General features: G+C 32.9%; 15 protein-coding genes and 2 pseudogenes. 5 read left to right on the top strand and 12 right to left on the bottom strand.

Translation table 11 applies throughout. The annotated features are described in order from the left end of the window. Nucleotides 1-55 precede the first annotated feature (55 nt). From AC0L3M_RS06880 to AC0L3M_RS06825, 12 genes and pseudogenes are all read right to left on the bottom strand, one after another. Nucleotides 56-1,267 (bottom strand): bifunctional alpha/beta hydrolase/OsmC family protein, encoded by a 1,212-nt coding sequence (locus tag AC0L3M_RS06880; RefSeq protein ID WP_473432316.1) that lies wholly within the window; start codon nt 1,265-1,267, stop codon nt 56-58. A gap of 57 nt (nt 1,268-1,324) precedes the next feature. Beyond that, the gene (locus AC0L3M_RS06875) at nt 1,325-1,897 is read right to left on the bottom strand and encodes a YdeI/OmpD-associated family protein (protein WP_473432315.1); all 573 of its coding nucleotides are present in this window, start codon (nt 1,895-1,897) and stop codon (nt 1,325-1,327) included. Between the two features lie 2 nt (nt 1,898-1,899). Next, nucleotides 1,900-3,550 (bottom strand): annotated as a pseudogene (locus AC0L3M_RS06870) (M1 family metallopeptidase). Nucleotides 3,551-3,694: 144 nt separating this feature from the next. Then, nucleotides 3,695-5,503: an acyl-CoA dehydrogenase family protein gene (locus AC0L3M_RS06865; protein ID WP_473432314.1), complete on the bottom strand. Its 1,809-nt coding sequence runs from the start codon at nt 5,501-5,503 to the stop codon at nt 3,695-3,697. 27 nt (nt 5,504-5,530) lie between these two features. Next, nucleotides 5,531-6,721, bottom strand: a complete 1,191-nt coding sequence (locus tag AC0L3M_RS06860; RefSeq protein ID WP_339808602.1) for an acetyl-CoA C-acyltransferase — start codon at nt 6,719-6,721, stop codon at nt 5,531-5,533. 5 nt (nt 6,722-6,726) lie between these two features. Next, a pseudogene (locus AC0L3M_RS06855) lies at nt 6,727-9,134 on the bottom strand (3-hydroxyacyl-CoA dehydrogenase NAD-binding domain-containing protein). A gap of 1 nt (nt 9,135) precedes the next feature. After that, nucleotides 9,136-9,591 carry a MarR family winged helix-turn-helix transcriptional regulator gene (locus AC0L3M_RS06850; RefSeq protein ID WP_145002185.1) on the bottom strand — a complete coding sequence of 152 codons (456 nt, stop codon included), beginning with the start codon at nt 9,589-9,591 and terminating at the stop codon, nt 9,136-9,138. 139 nt (nt 9,592-9,730) lie between these two features. Next, on the bottom strand, nt 9,731-11,500 hold the full coding sequence (locus AC0L3M_RS06845) for an AMP-dependent synthetase/ligase (protein ID WP_473432313.1): 1,770 nt from the start codon (nt 11,498-11,500) through the stop codon (nt 9,731-9,733). Nucleotides 11,501-11,762: 262 nt separating this feature from the next. Then, complete coding sequence (locus tag AC0L3M_RS06840; protein ID WP_292946484.1) at nt 11,763-12,569, bottom strand: helix-turn-helix domain-containing protein; 807 nt, start codon at nt 12,567-12,569, stop codon at nt 11,763-11,765. A 69-nt stretch (nt 12,570-12,638) separates the two neighbouring features. Beyond that, nucleotides 12,639-16,337, bottom strand: a complete 3,699-nt coding sequence (purL, locus tag AC0L3M_RS06835) for a phosphoribosylformylglycinamidine synthase (protein WP_473432312.1) — start codon at nt 16,335-16,337, stop codon at nt 12,639-12,641. Between the two features lie 164 nt (nt 16,338-16,501). Continuing rightward, entirely contained in the window at nt 16,502-18,340 is a 1,839-nt protein-coding gene (locus AC0L3M_RS06830; RefSeq protein ID WP_473432311.1) for an endonuclease, read from the bottom strand. 68 nt (nt 18,341-18,408) lie between these two features. Further along, nucleotides 18,409-19,620, bottom strand: coding sequence for an RsmB/NOP family class I SAM-dependent RNA methyltransferase (locus AC0L3M_RS06825; protein ID WP_341587046.1), 1,212 nt, complete (start codon nt 19,618-19,620; stop codon nt 18,409-18,411). 166 nt (nt 19,621-19,786) lie between these two features. Between AC0L3M_RS06825 and AC0L3M_RS06820 the strand changes: the two genes are divergently transcribed. The 5 genes from AC0L3M_RS06820 (at nt 19,787) to AC0L3M_RS06800 (ending at nt 21,601) form a co-directional block, all read left to right on the top strand. Further along, nucleotides 19,787-20,050 carry an RNA polymerase sigma factor gene (locus tag AC0L3M_RS06820; RefSeq protein WP_473432310.1) on the top strand — a complete coding sequence of 88 codons (264 nt, stop codon included), beginning with the start codon at nt 19,787-19,789 and terminating at the stop codon, nt 20,048-20,050. A 91-nt stretch (nt 20,051-20,141) separates the two neighbouring features. Further along, entirely contained in the window at nt 20,142-20,363 is a 222-nt protein-coding gene (locus AC0L3M_RS06815; protein WP_473432309.1) for an RNA polymerase sigma factor, read from the top strand. Nucleotides 20,364-20,398: 35 nt separating this feature from the next. Then, nucleotides 20,399-20,713, top strand: a complete 315-nt coding sequence (locus tag AC0L3M_RS06810; protein ID WP_473432308.1) for a hypothetical protein — start codon at nt 20,399-20,401, stop codon at nt 20,711-20,713. Between the two features lie 2 nt (nt 20,714-20,715). Beyond that, on the top strand, nt 20,716-21,177 hold the full coding sequence (locus AC0L3M_RS06805; protein ID WP_473432307.1) for a Spy/CpxP family protein refolding chaperone: 462 nt from the start codon (nt 20,716-20,718) through the stop codon (nt 21,175-21,177). 136 nt (nt 21,178-21,313) lie between these two features. After that, nucleotides 21,314-21,601 carry an EF-hand domain-containing protein gene (locus AC0L3M_RS06800; RefSeq protein WP_473432306.1) on the top strand — a complete coding sequence of 96 codons (288 nt, stop codon included), beginning with the start codon at nt 21,314-21,316 and terminating at the stop codon, nt 21,599-21,601. Nucleotide 21,602 lies beyond the last annotated feature (1 nt).

Here is a 21,602-nt window from a genome sequence, read left to right as displayed (position 1 = left end):
TTTTAAAACTTAAAACAATAAAAAAGCGCATCATTTTAATGATGCGCTTTTTTATTTAAACCAGTGTGGTAATCACTTCTGTATCGCTATGTAACGTTTTATGCACTGGACATTTATCTGCAATTTGAAGAATACGTTGTATTTGTTTTTCGTCTAAATTACCTTTTAGTTTAATTTCTCTGTTAAAGGTATCTACTTTTATTTCTTTTTGCTCACCATTTTCAACAACTTGTTTGGATACTTTAGTATGTGAAGTGTGCACTTCAATATTTTGTAAATCCCAACCTTTTCGTTTTACATACATTTGAACAGTCATTGCTGTACATGCAGATAATCCAGCAGAAACAAATTCATATGGTGAAGGTCCAAAATTATTGCCACCAAAACTTGTAGGCTCATCAGCCATCATAGTATGACTTCCTACAGTCATTTGTGTAGTAAAACCATCTTCTGCATCTAAACTTGCAACTGCTTGATGTGTTGTTTTTACTATTTCTGTTTTAGGTATGGTAATGTAGCGTTTTGCCCAAGTAGCAATTACACTTCCTACGTAAACAGAATCCTCTTTTTTCATTAATAAATGATCCGCTCCATCTAGCGTTACAAAACTTTTTGGATGTCTTGCTGCAATATAAATTTCTTCAGCATTTTCAATACCAACGGTTGTGTCTTGAGGCGAATGCATGACTAATAAGGCTTTTCGTAAATTTTTAGCAACGTCTGGTAGTGACTTAGTTTCAATATCTTCTAAAAATTGTTTTTTAATTGTAAATGGTCTTCCTCCAATATTCACATTTGCTTTTCCTGTTGCCTTAATTTCTTCAACACTACTTTGTATTAAATGCTTGACGTGTTTTGGATTAGAAGGTGCTCCAATGGTTGCAACCGCTTTAACAGATTCTATTGTAGAGGCAGCAAATATAACAGCAGCTCCACCTAAGGAATGTCCAATTAATAGGGAAGGAGCAGTATAGTTTTCTTTCAAATAATTAGAAGCACTAATTAAATCGTCTACATTTCCTGAAAAATTGGTGTTTTCAAAATTGCCTTCACTTTCGCCTAAACCAGTAAAATCAAAACGTAATACTCCAAAGCCATTTGCTGTTAATTCGCGAGAAATATTTTTTACTGCAGATAAGTTTTTATTACAAGTAAAGCAATGTGCGAAAATGGCAAAATTATGAGGATGTTGATTTATTGGCAGTTCTAAACGACCAACTAATTGTTGACCTTCTGCATTAGTGAAATTTATTTTTTGAATATTCATTGTGTTGCGGTTTTATATTAAGTCGAAAAAAAGTGAAAGCCTTTCAATATTTAGTCATTACCACGTATCTCTAGACTTAATATTGGCTTCGCAAAATTTAATAATCTCTATAATTCTCTTTTCTTTTGTAGTCTCACGTTTGGCTTGGTTTAGCCAATACAAATAACTTTTTCTGTATGAAGGCGCAAAGTTGTTGTAGTTTTTAAAAGCTTTCGGGTTTGCATTAAAGGCTAATTGTAATGCTTCAGGAATGATGCCTTTTTCAACGTCATCTAAGGCTGTCCAACTTCCGTTTTTCTTTCCTGTTTTAATTATTTCTAACCCTTTTGGATGCATTAAATCTTCTGCAAGTAAATCTTTAATATGTTTTTTGTTAAGTGCGCTCCAAACACTTTTAGGGTTACGTTTGCAAAAGTATTGCCTGCGTTTTCCATCTCCTAAACTTTTAACTGTACTATCGATCCAACCATAACACAAGGCTACTTTTACAGCTTCTTCCCAACGCATACTTTCGTTTTTGTGGTCTACTTTGTAAAAGATGAGGTAGATACCATCATCGCTGTCGTGATTGACGTGTAACCATTCTCGCCATTCAGTGTCAGATTTAAAATAGTACTCATCAGTAGTCATTTTTAAAGCGCTTTTACATTCACATAAAAATTACTATCCACTTTTATTTTAGCATCTTTAGATTTTAATTTAAGCGTTTGATTGTTTTTTGTAGGTGTAATCCATTGATTAACACCATTGACTTCAATTTGAATTGGCATTATAAAGTCATCAACTATATTAGTCCATTTGTAGTGTAATTTTTTACCTTGAACTTGATATTCAAAAACAGGAATATTAACAGTGCGTAAATATTGATTGAAAATACCTTTTAAATCCAAACCAGACTCTTCAGCTAAACAGTTTTCAATTTGTTGTGTTGTTACGGTTTGATGATAGAATTTTGAATTTAAAGTACGTAATATTTGTCTCCATTTTTCGTCATCTTTAACCAATTGACGAATGGTATGAAGCATGTTTGCACCTTTGTAGTACATGTCGCCAGAACCTTCATTATTAACATTATAATGTCCAATTAACGGTCTATCATTTTGAATACCTCTTCTTGTGCCAATAACGTATTCTGATGAGGCTTGTTTACCGTAATAATAATCTAAAAATAAGCTTTCAGAATAAGCAGTAAAACTTTCGTGAATCCACATATCTGCAATATCTACATTAGTAATATTGTTAGCAAACCACTCGTGTCCAGCTTCATGAATGATGATAAAATCAAATTTTAAACCCCAACCTGTTTCCGGATAAATCGCTACCCAAATAGCCATTCATATATTTGTTTCCGTAAGTTACAGAACTTTGGTGTTCCATACCTAAATAAGGGACTTCTACCAATTTAAAACTATCTTTGTAAAACGGATAAGGACCAAACCAATGTTCAAAAGCTTTCATCATTTTTGGTGCATCTTTAAAATGGGTTTTTGCTTTTTCAAGGTTGTCTTTTAAGACGTAGTAATTCATGTCTAAATCACCTTTTTCGCCTTTATAAACTTCAGAAAAGTTAGCATAATCACCAATATTAATATTTACACCATAGTTGTTAATTGGGTTTGCTACATGCCAATTAGTTGTAATTGTTTCATCTTTATTTTCAATAATATTTTTAAGTCTTCCGTTAGACACATTCATTAACCCTTTTGGGATAGTAACGCTAATATCCATACTATCAACTTCGTCATACATGTGGTCTTTATTAGGCCACCAAACGCTTGCTCCAAGTCCTTGACAGGATGAGGCTATAAAATGATTTCCGTTTTTGTCTTTTTTCCAAGAAATTCCGCCATCCCAAGGCGCTCTAACAGCTTCACGAGGTTTCCCTTCATAATAGGCTATAACACTATTTGTTGCTCCTATATTTTGCTGGTCTTTAAGCGTTACAAAGTGTGCGTTTCCATCGTGTTTTATTTCTAGTTCTTTATTGTTTTGAGTCACTTTAGTCAGTACTAACGGTTCCTGCAAATCAATTTGTAACACTTGGTTTGGTTTTAAAACGGTATACTGAATTGTATTTGTTCCAGCAATAGTTTTGTCTTCAGGATTAACTTTAATATCTAAATGATAATAGGTTAAATCCCACCATTCGCGCTCTGGAGTAATACTACCACGAAGCGTGTCTTGTCTAGTAAAGTTGTTTTTTTCTTGTAGTAAGCCTTGGGCTTTAGTTGATATACAAGGAGAAATTACAAAAAAAAGTATTAGATAGAGTGTGTTTTTCATTACTATAAAAATTTCTTCTAAATTAATGAAAAATAAAAAACCACTTCACATTGTAGTGTTTTTTAACTATTAAATTAAATAACAAAAAAAAGCTGTTTCATTACAAAACAGCTTTTTAGGGTAATTAAAACTAAAACTTAATTTTTAGAAGCAGTATTTTCCTTCTGCTTTTACTTTTTCTGCAATCTCGATACGTAAATCTACGATATCTGGATAGTTAGCATATTTTGTAAAACGCTTAAGACCCATTAACATCATGCGTTGTTCGTCTCCTTCAGCAAAAGAAATAATACTTTCTTTTCCTTTTTCTTCAACGATATCTACAGCGTGATATAAATATAATTTAGCCATTGCGATTTGAGCAGATTGCTCTTTTTCGCTAGTACGTTTAACGTTTTTCTCTGTTCTTAAAATTGCAGATTCTGCCATATAGATTTCAATTAAGATATCTGCAGCTGCAATTAATAATTGTTGGTGATCTTCTAATTGAGGACCATATTTTTGAACAGCACCACCTGCAACCATTAAGAATGTTTTCTTAAGTTTTTTAATCATTTCTTTTTCTTCTGAAAATAACTCAGAGTAATCAGGCGTTTCAAAAGATGGTATTCCCATTAATTCTTCTTGTACTTTAGAAGCAGGACCTAATAAGTCAACATGACCTTTCATTGCCTTTTTAACTAACATACCAACAACTAACATTCTGTTAATCTCGTTAGTTCCTTCATAAATACGTGCAATACGTGCATCTCTCCAAGCTGACTCCATTGGCGTTTCTTCAGAGAATCCCATTCCTCCAAAAATTTGGATTCCTTCATCTGCACAATTTTGTACATCTTCAGATACTGCAACTTTTAAGATAGAACACTCAATTGCATATTCTTCAACACCTTTAAGTTCTGCTTCTTGATGTGTATTTCCGGCAGCTTCACGCATTGCGATTCTGTCTTCAATATTTTTAGCAGCTCTATAAGTAGCAGATTCACCAGCATAAGCACTTGCAGCCATTTCGGCTAACTTTACTTTAATTGCTCCAAAATCTGCAATAGGTGTTTTAAATTGTTTACGTTCTGTAGCATAATTTACTGCTGTAGATAAGATACGTCTTTGAGAATCTAAACAAGCAGCAGCTAATTTAATACGACCAACGTTAAGTGCATTCATTGCAATTTTAAAACCTTCACCACGACCAGCTAACATATTTTCAGCAGGCACTACAGTGTCGTTAAAAAATACTTGACGCGTAGAAGACGCACGAATACCTAATTTGTGTTCTTCTTCACCTAAAGTAATTCCGTTAGGATTCTCACCATCATATTCAACAATAAATCCAGTAATGTTTTTATCATCTTCTATACGAGCAAAAACAATCATCACACTACAGAAACCTGCATTTGAGATCCACATTTTTTGACCGTTAATTTTGTATGATTTTCCATCTGCAGAAAGCTCAGCAGTAGTTTTACCAGAATTTGCATCAGATCCAGCTCCAGGCTCAGTTAAGCAATATGCTCCAAACCACTCTCCAGATGCTAATTTTGGTACGTATTTTTGTTTTTGCTCCTCTGTACCATATAACGTAATTGGCATAGTACCAATACCTGTATGTGCACCAAAAGCAGTACTAAAAGAACCTGTTCCACTTGAAATATAATCACAAGTTAATACTGTAGAAACAAATCCCATTCCCATTCCGCCATAAGCTTCAGGAACAGCAACACTTAAAAAGCCCATGTCTCCAGCTTTACGCATTACTTCTTCAGTTAATGCATAGTCTTTAGCTTCAAAACGTGCTTTATGTGGTATAATTTCACGGTCATTAAATTCCATTACAGAATCTTTCATCATTGCTTGTTCTTCTGAAAAATCTTCAGGAGTAAACACATCATCACAATTTGTTTCTTTTACTAAGAATTGACCACCTCTTAAGATGTCTTTTTCTAAATCTGCCATTTTATAGTATTGTATTAAGTTCTTTAATTAGTTTAAAAATTCAAATATTCCGCAAGCCCCTTGACCTGTTCCAACGCACATGGTAACTGCACCATATTTACCTTGCATGTCACGCTTACGCATTTCGTCAAAAAGTTGTACCGATAATTTTGCACCTGTACATCCTAATGGGTGACCAAGTGCAATTGCACCACCATTTACATTAATGATATCTGGATTAAGGTTTAATTCTCTAATTACAGCTAAAGATTGAGAAGCAAACGCTTCGTTTAATTCAATTAAAGCTAAATCGTCTTGTTTTAAACCTGCTTGTTTTAATGCTTTTGGAATTGCTTTTACTGGTCCAATTCCCATAATACGAGGCTCAACACCTGCTGCAGCATAGTTTACCATTCTTGCAATTGGCTCTAAGCCTAGTTCTTTAACCATGTCTTCACTCATAACCATTACAAAAGCAGCTCCATCACTCATTTGTGACGAGTTACCAGCTGTAACACTTCCTCCAGCAGCAAATACTGCTCTAAGTTTTGCTAAAGCTTCTTTGCTAGTTCCTGCACGAGGTCCTTCATCTTTAGTTACTGTATACGATTTAGTTGCTTTTTTTCCGTTAGCATCAATATAAGTTTGTTCTACTTCAATTGGTACTATTTGATCTTGAAAACGATTTTCAGCTTGCGCTCTTAATGCTTTCATGTGAGAATTAAATGCAAACTCATCTTGGTCTTCACGAGATACTTTAAACTGTTTTGCAACAGCTTCGGCAGTATTTCCCATTCCCCAATAATAATCTTCATGACCAGATTTTACGATATCGTAATTTAATTCTGGTTTAAAACCTGTCATTGGTACGCTACTCATACTTTCTGCACCACCAGCAATAATACAATCTGCCATTCCAGCTTGTATTTTTGCAGTTGCCATTCCAATTGTTTCTACTCCAGAAGAGCAAAAACGGTTAACAGTTACACCAGGAACATCAACAATATCTAATCCCATTAAAGAGATTAAACGTGCCATATTTAATCCTTGAGAACCTTCTGGCATTGCGTTACCAACAATAACATCGTCGATACGCTTTGGGTCTAAACCTGGCAATTCCTTCATCATATACTTGATGGTTTCTGCTGCCAATTCATCTGTTCTTTTAAAACGGAACACGCCTTTTGGTGCTTTACCAACTGCGGTTCTATATGCTTTTACTATATATGCTGTTTTCATTTTTTTTAGTTTCTTAAAGGTTTACCTTTTGTTAACATGTGCTGAATACGTTCTAAAGTTTTACGTTCTGTACATAAACTTAAGAAAGCTTCACGCTCTAAATCCAATAAATATTGCTCTGTTACGCGTGTTGGCTCTGATAAATCTCCACCAGCCATAACGTAAGCTAATTTGTTTGCGATTTTCATATCGTGTTCAGAAATGTAGTTAGAGTCTTCCATAGAATCTGTTCCAACTAAAAACATACCTAATGCTTGTTTACCAAGTACTAAAACGTCGTCTCTTTTTACTGGTTGTGTGTATCCTGAATTAGCCATTAGCATAGCGTGTTGTTTTGCAACTGCTATTTGACGGTCTTTATTTACAACAACAACATCTTTTCCTTTTTGAAGTAGGTTTAAGTCAAACGCTTCATAAGCAGAAGTCGATACTTTAGCCATACCAATAGTTAAGAAATGCTCTTGTAACACGTTAAGTTGTACGTCTCCTTTTTGGAAAAGATCTTGCGCTCTTAAAGCCATTTCTTTAGAACCACCACCACCAGGAATAACACCAACACCAAACTCTACAAGTCCCATGTAAGTTTCTGCTGCTGCAACCACTTTATCTGCGTGTAATGATAATTCACATCCACCACCTAAAGCCATTCCGTGAGGCGCAGAGATAGTTGGGATAGAAGAATAACGCATACGCATCATACTATCTTGGAAATATTTGATAGCCATATTAAGCTCATCATATTCTTGCTCTGCAGCCATCATGAAAATCATTCCGATGTTTGCACCAACTGAGAAGTTTGCAGCTTGGTTACCAACGACTAAACCAGCAAAATCTTTTTCGGCTAAATCAATAGCTTTATTTAATCCAGCTAAAACGTCACCACCAATAGTATTCATTTTAGATTGAAATTCTAGGTTAAGTATTCCGTCCCCTAAATCTTCAACTACAACGCCAGAATTTTTAAATACTTCGTTTGTTTTTCTAATATTATCTAAAATAATGAAACTATCTTGTCCAGGTATTTTAGTTTGTTTTTTAGTAGGAATATCATAATAATATGAAGCACCTTCTTTTACTGTATAAAATGAAGTATTACCAGAAGTAACCATGTCATTAACCCAAGCAGCAGGCTCTAAACCTTCAGCTTTCATTAATTCGATTCCTTTTTCTACGCCAATAGCGTCCCAAATTTGAAATGGTCCGTGTTCCCAACCAAAACCAGCTTTCATAGCATCGTCAATTTTATAAACATCGTCTGAAATTTCTGGAATACGGTTAGATACATAAGCAAATAATGCAGTGAAGCTTTTTCTGTAAAACTCACCTGCTTTATCTTTTCCTTTTACTAATACTTTAAAACGGTCAACTACTTTATCAATAGTCTTTGTTAATTCTAAAGTTGCGAATTTTGCGCGTTTATTTGGTCTGTATTCTAAAGTGTTTAGGTCTAAAGATAGAATGTCTTTAGTGCCATCTGCATTTCTTACTAACTTATAAAAACCTTGTCCAGTTTTGCTTCCTAACCATTTGTTTTCCATCATTGTATTGATGAAATCTGGTAATTCAAATAACTCTAAACGTTCGTCTTTTGGACAGTTTTCTCTAATTCCGTTGGCAACGTGAACCAAAGTATCTAAACCTACAACATCAACCGTACGGAAGGTTGCCGATTTTGGACGACCAATTACTGGTCCTGATAATTTATCAACTTCCTCGATAGTTAAATCTAAATCTTTAACTGCGTGAAATAAACTTTGTATGCTGAAAATACCAACTCTGTTTCCGATGAAAGCAGGTGTATCTTTAGCAACAACAGAAGTTTTTCTAAGAATTTTTCGCCATATTCATTTAAAAACTCTAATACAGAAGGATCTGTATCTGGTCCTGGAATTATTTCGAATAATTTTAAGTAACGTGCTGGGTTAAAAAAGTGTGTACCACAGAAATGCTTTTGGAAGTCTTCGCTACGACCTTCATTCATGAATTTTATTGGGATTCCTGAAGTGTTGGAAGTAATTAAAGTTCCTGGCGTTCTGTATTTTTCTAGTTTTTCAAAAACTTGTTGTTTAATGTCAAGTCTTTCTACTACAACTTCCATAATCCAGTCTACATCTGCTACTTTAGCAATATCGTCTTCTAAGTTACCTGTAGTAATACGACTAGCAAAAGCTTGACTGTAAATAGGAGAGGGTTTAGATTTTAAAGATGCAGTTAACGCATCGTTTACTAATCTGTTTCTTACGACTTTGTCTTCTAAGGTTAATCCTTTAGCTTTTTCTTTGTCGTTTAGTTCTCTAGGAACGATGTCTAATAATAATACATCTACACCAATATTGGCGAAGTGACAAGCAATACCAGATCCCATAATTCCGGAACCAATAATCGCTACTTTTTTAATTCTACGTTTGCTCATATTATTTTAATGTGTGTTCTTTTTGATTGTATATTTTTTTGTTTGAGATCAATTCATTAATTGTATCCGAAACTTCGTAAAAGCTTTTTAGCTTTTCATCAGATACGTGTTCTCTAATTGCTTCGTTAAAAACTAAAACACGCTCTTTGGCATCTTTACGTTTTTCTTTACCAAAAGGTGTTAGATAAATTAATACACCACGACCATCATTTGGGTTTGGTCGACGTACTATTAAATCTAATTCTTCCATACGTTTTAGGATTCTGGAAAGACTAGTTGCTTCCATACCCATAATTGGACCTAATGAGGTGGAAGGTGTTCCTTCTTCTTGATCAATACTTAATAAAGTAAAACCAGTAGCCATAGTTGTACCAAATTTAGCAGCTTCTTCGTTGTACATTTTATTAACTGCTAACCAAGTGGTTCTAAGGACGTAATCTATGGTTTTGTCTTTCATATTGTAATCATTATAAATGGTTATCTTTTCAAAGATAGTAAAAATTTATTATGCATGCATAATAAATTTAAAATTAGTGCATAAAAAAAGCTACCTAAATTTAGATAGCTTTTTTGCATATAAGATTTATTTTAAAGTATTAATAACCGTAAATATCGTTGTATAATGCTTTATATTTTTCTTTAATTATTTTACGCTTAAGTTTTAAAGTTGGAGTTAAGTGTCCACCTTCTACAGTCCAAGCTTCGGCTGTTAATCTAAATTGTTTAATTTTTTCCCACTTAGCAAATTTAGTGTTTGCTGTGTCTATCTCTTCTTGTATACGAGCTATTACTTCCGGATTAGCAACTAACGCTTCGTTAGTACCTAATGTTTTGTTATGTATTTTGGCCCAATTTCTGATAAATTCAAAATCTGGTTGTATTATCGCTGCTGGCATTTTTTCGCCTTCACCAATAACCATTATTTGATCTATAAATCTAGATTGTTTACATCTGTTTTCTAATAATTGTGGTGCTACATATTTACCACCAGAGGTTTTAAACATTTCCTTTTTACGATCGGTAATTTTTAAAAAGCCTTCGTCGTCAATAACACCTATATCTCCAGTGTGGAAATAGCCATCTTTAATAACTTCGGCAGTTTTGGCTTCGTCTTTATAATATCCCATCATGACCTGAGGTCCTTTTACACAAATTTCTCCATCTTCGGCAATTTTAACTTCAGTGCGATCTAATAATTTGCCGACAGTACCTATTTTAAATCCTCCGTTGCGCATATCATTTACAGATACAACAGGAGAGGTTTCGGTTAATCCATAACCTTCCATAACACCAAATCCTGCTGCATTAAATACACGTGCTAATCTAGGTTGTAAAGCAGCACTACCAGATGCCATTACTGCAACTTCGCCTCCAAGTGCAGCTTTCCATTTGCTAAATATTAATTTATTAGCAAGATTTAGTTTTTGTGTGTACCACCAACCATTTTCGCCATAAGGTTTGTATTGTAGCCCAACGTCTACAGCCCAGAAAAATAATTTTTTCTTAATTCCGGTTAACTCAGCGCCTTTAGCAATAATTTTATCATATACTTTTTCTAGTAATCTAGGTACAGCAGTCATTACTTGTGGCTTAACCTCTTGTGCGTATTCGCTTATTTGGTCAATAGGAGCGTAGTGTATTGAGGCACCACAGTATTGGTATAAATATATAAGCATGCGCTCATATACGTGGCATAATGGTAAAAAACTTAAGGCTTTAGCTGTTCCTAATCCGATAGGTATTCTTTTAAAACTTTCTAAAGCATTGCTAACTAAATTATCGTGTGATAGCATTACACCTTTAGGTTTTCCAGTAGTTCCGGAAGTATATATTAAAGTAGCTAGGTCACTAGCTTTTACATTATCTTTTAACTTTTCAACTTCATTTTGGTTAGATTGATCTTTTCCTAACTCTAATACTTCGTTCCAATTTTTGCAATTTTCTAACTGATCAAAGCAATAAACTTCTATTAACGATGGTACTTCTGCTTTTATTTTTATGACTTTATCATAAACGTCTTGACACGATATAAAACAATATTTAGCTTCTGCATGATTTAAAACGTATGCATAATCCTCTTCGGATATTGTAGGATATACAGGGACATTTTGTGCACCAAGTTGTAAAATACCAATATCCATGATATTCCATTCTGTACGATTGGTTGAGGATATTACTGCTATTTTATCGTTTTTTGCAACACCTAATCTTAGTAGACCTCTACTAATTGTATTTGCTTGTTCTAAGTATTTTTTTGTAGAAATTGATACCCATTTACCATCATATTTTGTGGATAATGATTTTTCAAGATTATATTTTTCAAGTTGATAGTATGGGAAATCGAAGAGTCTAGTTATTTCTATCATTAGTTTATTTGCGAAGTTGTTAAGAGTTGCAAAGTATGAAATTTTATTTCCATTTCAAATAGCAGTAAAAAAAGGAGCTGTAATTAAACAGCTCCTATGCTAACTGATTGATAGCGTGAATATATGCTTTTTTGATTTTTATTTAATAACTAACTATTTTTAAATGAATCCCTTAACTTTCATTTAAATTAAATAAAACACATAAATTCGAAGCTAAATTATGTAAAATCTTTTGTTTAAATGATGTAAAAAATCGTAAAAATTAGAGTTTTAAATAATTATTTAAGAAAATATTCTCAGATTTGAAGTAATCTGAGGGCTTTTGGTTCATAAATAATTTAAAGTCTTTAGTAAAATGCGACAGGTCATAATAAGCATAATACTCTATTAATTGTGTTATTGATGCTTTTTTAGATTCGTATTGCCTCATTAAACTTAAAAATTTATAAAGTTTTATAAATTTTAAAGGTGTTAATCCTATGGTTTTTTTAAACTGTACTTCTAGATGTTTTTGCGAAATTGGAAATATTTTAAGAAGTTCTTCTACATTAATTTTACCTTCCTTTTTGTATATCACCTTAATAGCTTCGTCCACTAATTTTGTGTTTTTACTTTCGTAAATTTGAAGCTTTGATAGTTGGCTTTCAATACGCTGTGCTAATGCTGTTCCGTGAAGGTTTTCTTTAAAAACAGGATATAATAACTCGTATAATTTAGTATCTATTTTAGATAGGCTAATATGTTTATCTGTTAATTTAGAAATATCTGTTTTTAAAATTTTGTATAGTGCAGTTGGATGCAAATTAATCCCAAAATTAAAATAGGGGTTTTGTGCCTTCATCGTGTAAGATTTATAGGATTGCCCAAATACAACGATTCCTTTATTCTTATAAATTTTATTTCTTACGCCTGTTTCTAGTGGTGATTTTGATTTAAAAAATAATATATGCGATTGTGCAGTTGGTATAACTTTAGAAACTAAAGGTATACTGGTTTGCTCAACAGTAAGCTCAAAAAAGTTTTGTACCAACTGGTTAGTGTTGGTACATTCTATATATCTAAAATTCATTAATAGCTTTATGTTCTGAATTATTACAGCATAAACCTAAGAAATTTATTAAAAAAAATATGAATTATCTTACTTTTTATTTTCAATCCATTGCTTCGCATTTGTAAACGCTTCTAACCATGGAGATACTTCATCTTGTCTGTTATCTGGATAGTTAGCCCAATTCCATTGAAAAGTAGAACGCTCTATATGTGGCATCATTACTAAATGACGACCAGTTTTATCACATAGCATTGCAGTATTAAAATCTGATCCATTTGGATTTGCAGGATAACTATCGTAACCATATTTTGCAACAATGTTATACTCTTGCTCTGACTTAGGAAGATTAAATTTACCTTCTCCATGACTTATCCAAACACCTAAAGTCGTGTCTTTTAAAGATGAAAGCATTACCGAGTTATTATCTTGAACTGTTACTGAAGTAAATGCGCTTTCATGTTTTTTAGAGTCATTATGAAGCATTTTTCCATGCACCTCATGTTCTGGATTAATCAACTCTAATTCCATAAATAATTGACAACCATTACAAATACCAATGGATAAAGTATCTTCTCTTTTAAAGAAGTTATTTATGGCTTTATTAGCGTTTTCATTGTATTTTATTGCTCCAGCCCAACCTTTTGCAGACCCTAAAACATCACTGTTAGAAAAACCACCAACAGCTCCTAAAAACTGAATATCTTCTAAAGTTTCGCGACCAGAAATTAAATCTGTCATGTGTACATCTTTAACATCAAAACCAGCTAAATACATTGCATTGGCCATTTCGCGTTCAGAATTGCTTCCTTTTTCACGTAAAATTGCAGCTTTTGGTCTTGGTTTAGCGCTATCTATTATTGGAAGTTTTCCTGTAAAATGTTTAGGGAAACTATACTGTAAATCTTGTTTTTTATAGTTGTCAAAACGTGTTTTAGCTAAACCGTTTGCAGTTTGTTTTTGGTCTAATAAAAAAGATGTTTTGTACCACATGTCTCTTAATCTAGAGACAGTCATAGTAAAGACTTCAGTACCATTTATAACACTTAATGTATCACTATCAGTAACTTTTCCAATGTTATAAAAAGCAATATTAGCGTCTGTAAGTACTTTTTCTATCGCAGCATCTTTAGATTGAAAAACAATCCCTGAATTTTCAGAAAATAAGACTTTACAAGAGTCCTTTTGGTTTAAAGCAGTAATATCTAGTTCTGCACCTAAATTGACATCAGCAAAGCATAACTCTAATAATGTAGTAATTAGTCCACCAGAAGCGACATCATGTCCAGCTATAATTTGATTATCCTTGATTAATTTTTGGATAGTATTAAATACGGTTTTTACGTACTTAGCGTCTTTAGTGTTTGGAGTGTTATTACCAACTTTGTTTAATATTTGCGCAAAGCTACTTCCTCCTAATTTAAAGTCGTCTTGAGATAAGTTTATGTAATATATATCACCACCTTGTCTTTTAAAAACAGGCTCGATAACATTTTTAATATTATTACAGTTTGCTGCAGCAGAAATAATTACAGTTCCAGGAGAAATAACTTCTTCGTTAGGATACTTTTGCTTCATTGACAACGAGTCTTTTCCTGTCGGAACATTGATTCCTAAGTCAATTGCATATTCTGAAATAGCTTGTACTGCTTCGTACAAACGTGCGTCTTCACCTTCATTTTTACAAGGCCACATCCAATTGGCAGATAATGATACAGATTCTAGTCCATCTTTTAATGGAGCCCACATAATGTTAGTAAGTGCTTCTGTAATACTGTTTCTACTTCCAGCAACAGGATCAATTAATCCAGAGATAGGAGAGTGTCCAATGGACGTAGCAATCCCTTCTACACCATTATAATCCAAAGCCATTACACCCATATTATTTAATGGGATTTGTAATGGACCTACACATTGTTGTTTGGCAACTTTACCACCAACACAACGGTCTACTTTATTTGTTAACCAATCTTTACATGCTACAGCTTCAAGTTGTAATACTTGGTCTAGATAATCGTAAAATAAATTTGGGTCATAAGAGACACCACCATAATTTCTGTCAATTGTGGTATCCGTCATTATTGTTTTTGGAGAGCTTCCAAACATATCCTCTAAAGCTAAATCCATTGGTGTATCACCTTTGGTTTTAGATTTAAATGTAAATCTATTGTTTTCTGTTACGTCACCAACAGTATAAATCGGAGAACGTTCTCTTTCTGCAATTCTGTTTAAATGATCTAAATGTTTTTCGGCAATAACTAATCCCATTCGTTCTTGAGATTCGTTACCAATAATTTCTTTAGCAGAAAGGGTTGGATCACCAACAGGTAAGGCATCTAAATCTATAGTTCCACCTGTGTCTTCAACTAATTCTGATAAGCAGTTTAAGTGTCCACCTGCACCATGATCATGGATAGAGACTATAAAATTCTCGTCACTTTCTACCATTCCACGTACAGCATTGGCAGCACGTTTTTGCATTTCTGGGTTAGAACGTTGTACAGCATTAAGCTCTATACCAGAAGCAAACTCTCCTGTATCTGCAGAGGATACTGCAGCTCCACCCATTCCAATACGATAGTTCTCTCCACCTAATATTACTATTTTATCACCTTTTTTAGGTGTATCTTTTAAAGCTTGTTCTGCTTTACCGTAACCAATACCTCCAGCTTGCATGATTACTTTATCGTAACCAATTTTTCTGTTGGTTCTTTTTTCACCATTAATAATCGTGCTTTTTGCTTCGTCGTGTTCAAACGTTAAGACAGATCCACAAATTAAAGGTTGCCCAAACTTGTTACCAAAGTCTGATGCACCATTACTAGCTTTTATTAAAATATCCATTGGTGTTTGGTATAGCCAAGGACGTGCTTCCATAGCTTGTTCCCATGGTCTATTTTCTTCCAATCTAGAATAAGAAGTCATGTAAACAGCAGTTCCTGCTAATGGTAAGGATCCTTTTCCACCAGCTAATCTGTCTCTAATTTCTCCTCCAGATCCTGTTGCAGCTCCATTAAATGGCTCTACGGTTGTTGGAAAATTATGTGTTTCCGCTTTAAGCGAAATAACAGAGTCGTAATCTTTTTTTACATAGAAATCAGGAACATCTGCACGTTTTGGCGCAAATTGCTCCACTTTAGGACCTTTTATAAAAGCAACGTTATCTTTATAAGCCGAAACAATAGTGTTTGGATGTTGCTTGGAGGTTTCTTTAATTAGTTTAAAAAGCGAAGTTGGTTTTTCTTTTCCATCAATGACAAATGTCCCATTAAATATTTTATGACGACAATGTTCTGAGTTGACTTGAGAAAACCCAAAGACTTCTGAATCTGTTAATGGACGACCTATTTTTTTTGATACGCCTTCTAGGTATTCAATTTCTTCATCATTTAAAGCTAAACCTTCTTGTTGATTATAAGATGCTATATCCTCAATATTTAATATTGGTTCTGGTTGGATATTAATTGTAAAAGACTCTTGGTTTAATCCATTATATTTTTCTGAAATCATTGGATCAAAGCCTGTAAAGTCTTTTTGGCAAGCTTCAAATTCTTCAATTCTGATGATGCCATCAATACCCATATTTTGGGTGATTTCTACTGCATTAGTACTCCAAGGTGTAATCATTGCAGCTCTAGGACCAACAAAAAAAGCATCTAATGATGCTTGTTCTATTTTTGGCTGGTTGCCAAATAACCAAATCAATTTAGAAATGGTTTGCGTTGATAATTCTTTTGTTGCTTGAACAGCAAAAAGGTTACTGTTTTGGTTTCCGAAGAAATGAATCATTATATTTTAGTTTGAGTGTTGTTTTTTATAAAGACACAAATTTAGGTTTTTTAGGGTTAATTATAGATAATAATTGCTGCTTAATTTAAGAGTTATTCACTAGGTTTTAAACAAAAAAAAGCGACTTAATTAAGTCGCTTTTTAAATTATAGATTAAGATTTACTTATTCTTTAATCAGTTTTTTAGTAATACTACCGTTTTTGTTTTGTAATTTTAATATGTAGACACCTTTACTTAAGCTAGATAGACTAACTTTATTGTTTTTAGAAGTCACATTACCTTTTAAGATCTTTTTACCTAAAATATCATAGATTTCAAAACTAGAGTTTTCGTTAACTTCAATAGTTAATAAACTAGATTTAATAGGGTTTGGATATATTTTTATTTCTTGTTTATTAAAGTCTGTTGTGCTTAATGTTTGATTATGTTGTCCTAAGTTGGTACATGTGTTAGATGGAGATTCGGTCCATTCATTTAGGTTAAAGGTATTATTTCCTCCAGAAATATTTGGATTTCTTACCAAAGTAGTGTCTGCAGCATAAATCGTATTATCTCCTAAAGTACCAATTATGTCAATTAGGATTCCGTTTTTAAATAATCCTATAGCATCATTACCATTAAATCCTGTAATGGTATTATTAGAATCATCTACAGCAGCTGTACATACTGATAAATTACTATTACCTATAACATACACGTCATTATTATTGATTGTTGCACCATTAGGAAAGTTATAAGTTGCTGTCCATCCCGAGTTACCGTTAGAGCTTAATCTTAGTTCATAACCTGTTAAGTCTGTTATAGCTGCTCCTGTAAAGTTTGCAATTTCCAAAGCTTTATTGTTACTAGAACCTTCTATATATTCAGAAAAGTATAAATCGTTACTTGTACCTGTACTTCCAGCTAATGTTGTTTCAGTAGCTGTTGTACTTAATGCAGAGGTGTTGTCTTCTGCGTCTCTTGCTCTTACAGATAGCGTGTAAGTCGTTTCTGGTGTTAATCCTGAAATAGTATAAGTCGTTGCGTTTGATCCTGTATTTACGTAATTGCTACCATCAAAAACATCGTAACTTACAACAGCTGTGTTGTCTGTGGATGCTGACCAAGTTAAATCAATTGTAGTTGATGTTGGATTAGAAGCTACTAAATTTGTAGGCACTGTTGGAGCTTGTGTATCAGTAGGTCCAGGATTCCATATAGCATTTGCGTACTCTGGATGACTAATAAATGGATTGGCGTTACCTTGAAAATTGTAAGCTGAGTTATTACGTTGTATATCTCTAGCATCTACTGGATCAACATTATTATGCCAATCTAATAACAAACTAATAGCCCAACCTTGAAACACTTGGTCATTAGTACCATTAAACATATCAAAACTGGTATAACCATCAACTGTGTTTTCATAACGTGTCGCAAAGTATAACAAAGCTCTAGCAACATCACCTTTAAACTCGTCAATTGGTTCAAAAACAGTTCCTGAATATCCAGGAACAGCACTTGTTCCTTTTTTAGATCCGTTAGAATATGTATGACTAGCAGAACCCACAATACCAAATGCAAAGCTTCCGCGTCCACCATTAACATAGCCATCTGTTGGATACACGTGATGTATATCATTTTTCATTGGAGAGGCTTCGCCAAATGATGATTGAGGCACTAAATGCTCTCTGTTATAACAAACACCTTCAGCATTGTAATTTCCGCATTGATCAGAGTTGTATGTGTAGCTGTATTGGTCTGTAGCAGTAGGTTTTTCAGAATAAATATCTAAAATTGTATTATCGTTTTCATAATAAAGGTCTCTATCTGTGGTTTCATATCCCAACCATAAACCTGAATAGCCTTGATCAGAATGTCCATTAGCAATAATACTTCTTAATTCTGATTTAAGAGCATAACCACTTAATCCAGTAGCACTATCATAATAATTAGCTGGTACTTGAGCAAAACTAGTTAGTGCTAGTAGTAAGGTTAATGATAATAAGTAAAATTGTTTCATTGTTAAATTTTAAAGGGTATTACAATATGTAAATTAAATTTGTATATGTTATTTTAGTTGAAATACAATTATTTTCTTTCTAAAAGCGCCATGTAAAAGCCATCATAGCCTGATTGGTGAGATAAAATTTTATTATCCTTTATTAAAGAAAACTCTTTACCACTTTCTGAAGCTAAAAATTTGGTTACTTGATCTTGATTCTCTGATGGTAAAATAGAACATGTAGCATACACTAATTTTCCTCCAGACTTAACCATTCTAGAATATGAGCTTAAAATTTCGGCTTGTGTTTTTTTGATTTTTTCAATAAATTCTGGTTGCATTTTCCATTTAGCATCAGGATTTCTTCTTAAAACGCCTAATCCAGAACATGGTGCATCAATTAATACACGATCTGCTTTATCATAAAGTTTTTTAATAACTTTAGTCGAGTCTATGTGTCTTGGCTCAATATTATGCGCTCCAGCGCGTTTAGCACGACGTTTTAACTCTTTTAATTTATTGTCGTAAATGTCTAATGCAATTATTTGACCTTTATTTTCCATCAAACTTGCAAGGTGCAATGTTTTTCCTCCTGCACCAGCACATGTATCTACAACACGCATTCCTGGTTCTACTTGTAAATATTCTGCAACTAATTGAGAAGAGGCATCTTGCACTTCAAAATGACCATTTTTAAAAGCTTCTGTAGTAAATACATTACCACGTTCGGCTAATTTTAAAGCATTCGGATATTTTGCTAATTCTTCAGTTTCAATATCTAAATCAAATAAATCGGATTTAAGTTTTTCTCTAGTAGTTTTAAGTGTGTTTACTCTTAAAATAACATCTGCTTGCTCATTTAAAGCAGCAGCTTCTTTAGTCCAAACAGCTTCGCCTAAAGCTTCAGCAGCTAACTCATCCATCCAATCTGGAAAAGATTCTTTTATTTTTCTAATTTTAGAAAATTCGTCAAAACGACCTTTAATTTTTCTTGTCGGTGTATTTTCAAAATATTTCCAATCAGGTAGTGTAATACCTTTTAGTGTAGCCCAAACCGCAAACATACGCCAGATTTCATCTCTGTTAAATGGTTCTTTTACTTCAGCAATTTCTGCATAAAGTCGTTTCCATCGTACGATATCGTATGTGGTTTCTGCAACAAAACCTCTGTCACGACTTCCCCAGCGTTTGTCGCGTTTAAGTAATTGTTGAACAACTTTATCTGCATAATGACCGTCGTTAAAGATTAATAATAAACCATCAACTGTGGCAAAGCATAAATTTTTGTGTAAGCGCATTTTTTTGTATTTAATAACGTGCAAAGTTACTTAAATAACACCAATTTGTATTACTTTTTAGTATTAAGATATTATAGATTTGTCATTTGAAAAATAATTTTAATTAAATGCGCAAGTTTTTTAAAAGTATTGCATCCAAACTTATTAATAGAATATCTAACCATTTTTGACAGAAACAGATTTTATACACCAGCTTAAGGCTAAAAGTAGCGCCTCTTATGGTAAGCTTTTGGAGGATTTTCAGCACAAAGTGTTTGGGACTTGTCTGTCATTTGTACCAAATAGGGAAGATGCAGAGGATATCGCACAAGAGGTTTTTGTGGAAGTTTTTAATTCTATTCATAAATTTAAGCAAGAATCTAAGTTGTCCACATGGATTTATAGGATTACTACCAATAAATGTTTAGAATTTATTAGAAAAAAATGCTAAAAAACGTTTTGCTTTTTTAGAGTCATTATCAAGCAATGATTATAATCTGGATAAAGCTAGTTACTTTACAGAGATTAATCATCCAGGATTAGTGTTAGAACAAAAAGAAACTAGTGAAATCTTATTTTTAGCTATTAATAAATTACCTGAAGCACAACGGATAGTTTTTACGCTAAATAAAATTGACGATAAAAGCTATAAAGAAATTAGTGAAATTACTAATAAAAGTGTTGGATCTATTGAGTCTTTGCTGTTTAGAGCTAAAAAGAATTTACAAAAAACACTAGAAAATTTTTATAAAAATCAAGAGTAACACAAGTTTTTTAAGACTATTACATCTAAATTAATATGAACACAAATAATAACATTCAAGATAAAATAGATAGCACATTAAATGCTTTAGATACTTTAAATAGTGTCCAAGTTTCTCCTTTTTTTAAGGATAAAACTATGCAAAAAATGTTTGCAGAAAAACAGGTAACTTCTAAATTTTGGAGTTGGTTTACACCGCAATTACAATTAGCAACGTTAGTTTGTGTTGTAATTGTTAACGTATATGCTATCCGTCAAATTAATAGCACAAAATATAACGACGCTATTTCTAGTTTTGCCTCAGATTATGGATTGAACTCAGATTCAGAATCTTCATTTTTAAAATTATAATCATGAAAAAACACACCGTTTTATATCTTTTACTTATTGTTTTAATTATAATGAATGGCTTTTTTCTATTCAATTATATAGGTCGTCCAGGTCAGAATGGACCTAAAGCATCAGGAGATTTTATTGCAGCTGAGTTAAAATTTAATGACCAACAATTAGCACAATTTAAAAGTTTAGAAGCTAAACATCACAATAATATGCGTGCAGTTGGTGATGCTACTAGGTCTTTAAAAGACCAGTTGTTTAGTAATATTACTGCAGCTTCAATTGATCAACAAGAGATAGATAATTTAATAGCAAATATTGCAGACAAAACAATTACAAGAGAACACGAATTGTTTAAAAGATTAAGGGCAATTTATAATTTGTGTGATGATAAACAAAAAGAACAATTTAAATCTATAATAAAAAAAGCGCGAAGATTTGATAATCAAGGACCAAGAAATCCTAATAGACCAGATTAAAACACAGTGTTATTAAAAAATATAAAAAGACCTTCGGTAAATTGAAGGTCTTTTTTTTGTGTTTTGTTTAACATAGTTGGCCACAAGTTATTTTAAAACTAGACATCTAAATACCATAACAAATAAATTTTTAGTCATGAAAAACAACATATTAAGTACAGCAGTATTAGTGTTTGGTTTAACAGTTTTAAGTGTAACTAGTGTTAACGCTCAATCTAGCGATAAACAGAAAAAAGAACCACCAACATTTAGTCAGTTATTAAAAGAATTGGATAAAGATGAAGACGGTAAATTATCTAAATCCGAAATCAAAGGACCTTTAAAAGAAAATTTTGATAAAATTGATACAGATGAAGACGGATTTATATCTGAAGCCGAATTTAAAAAAGCACCAAAACCAAAAAAAGAGAACGTAACTAATTAAA

Source organism: Olleya sp. KJ81-1 (genome assembly GCF_055808135.1).
Note: the sequence above shows the minus strand (reverse complement) of the source record. Positions and strands in the feature narration are given on the sequence as shown.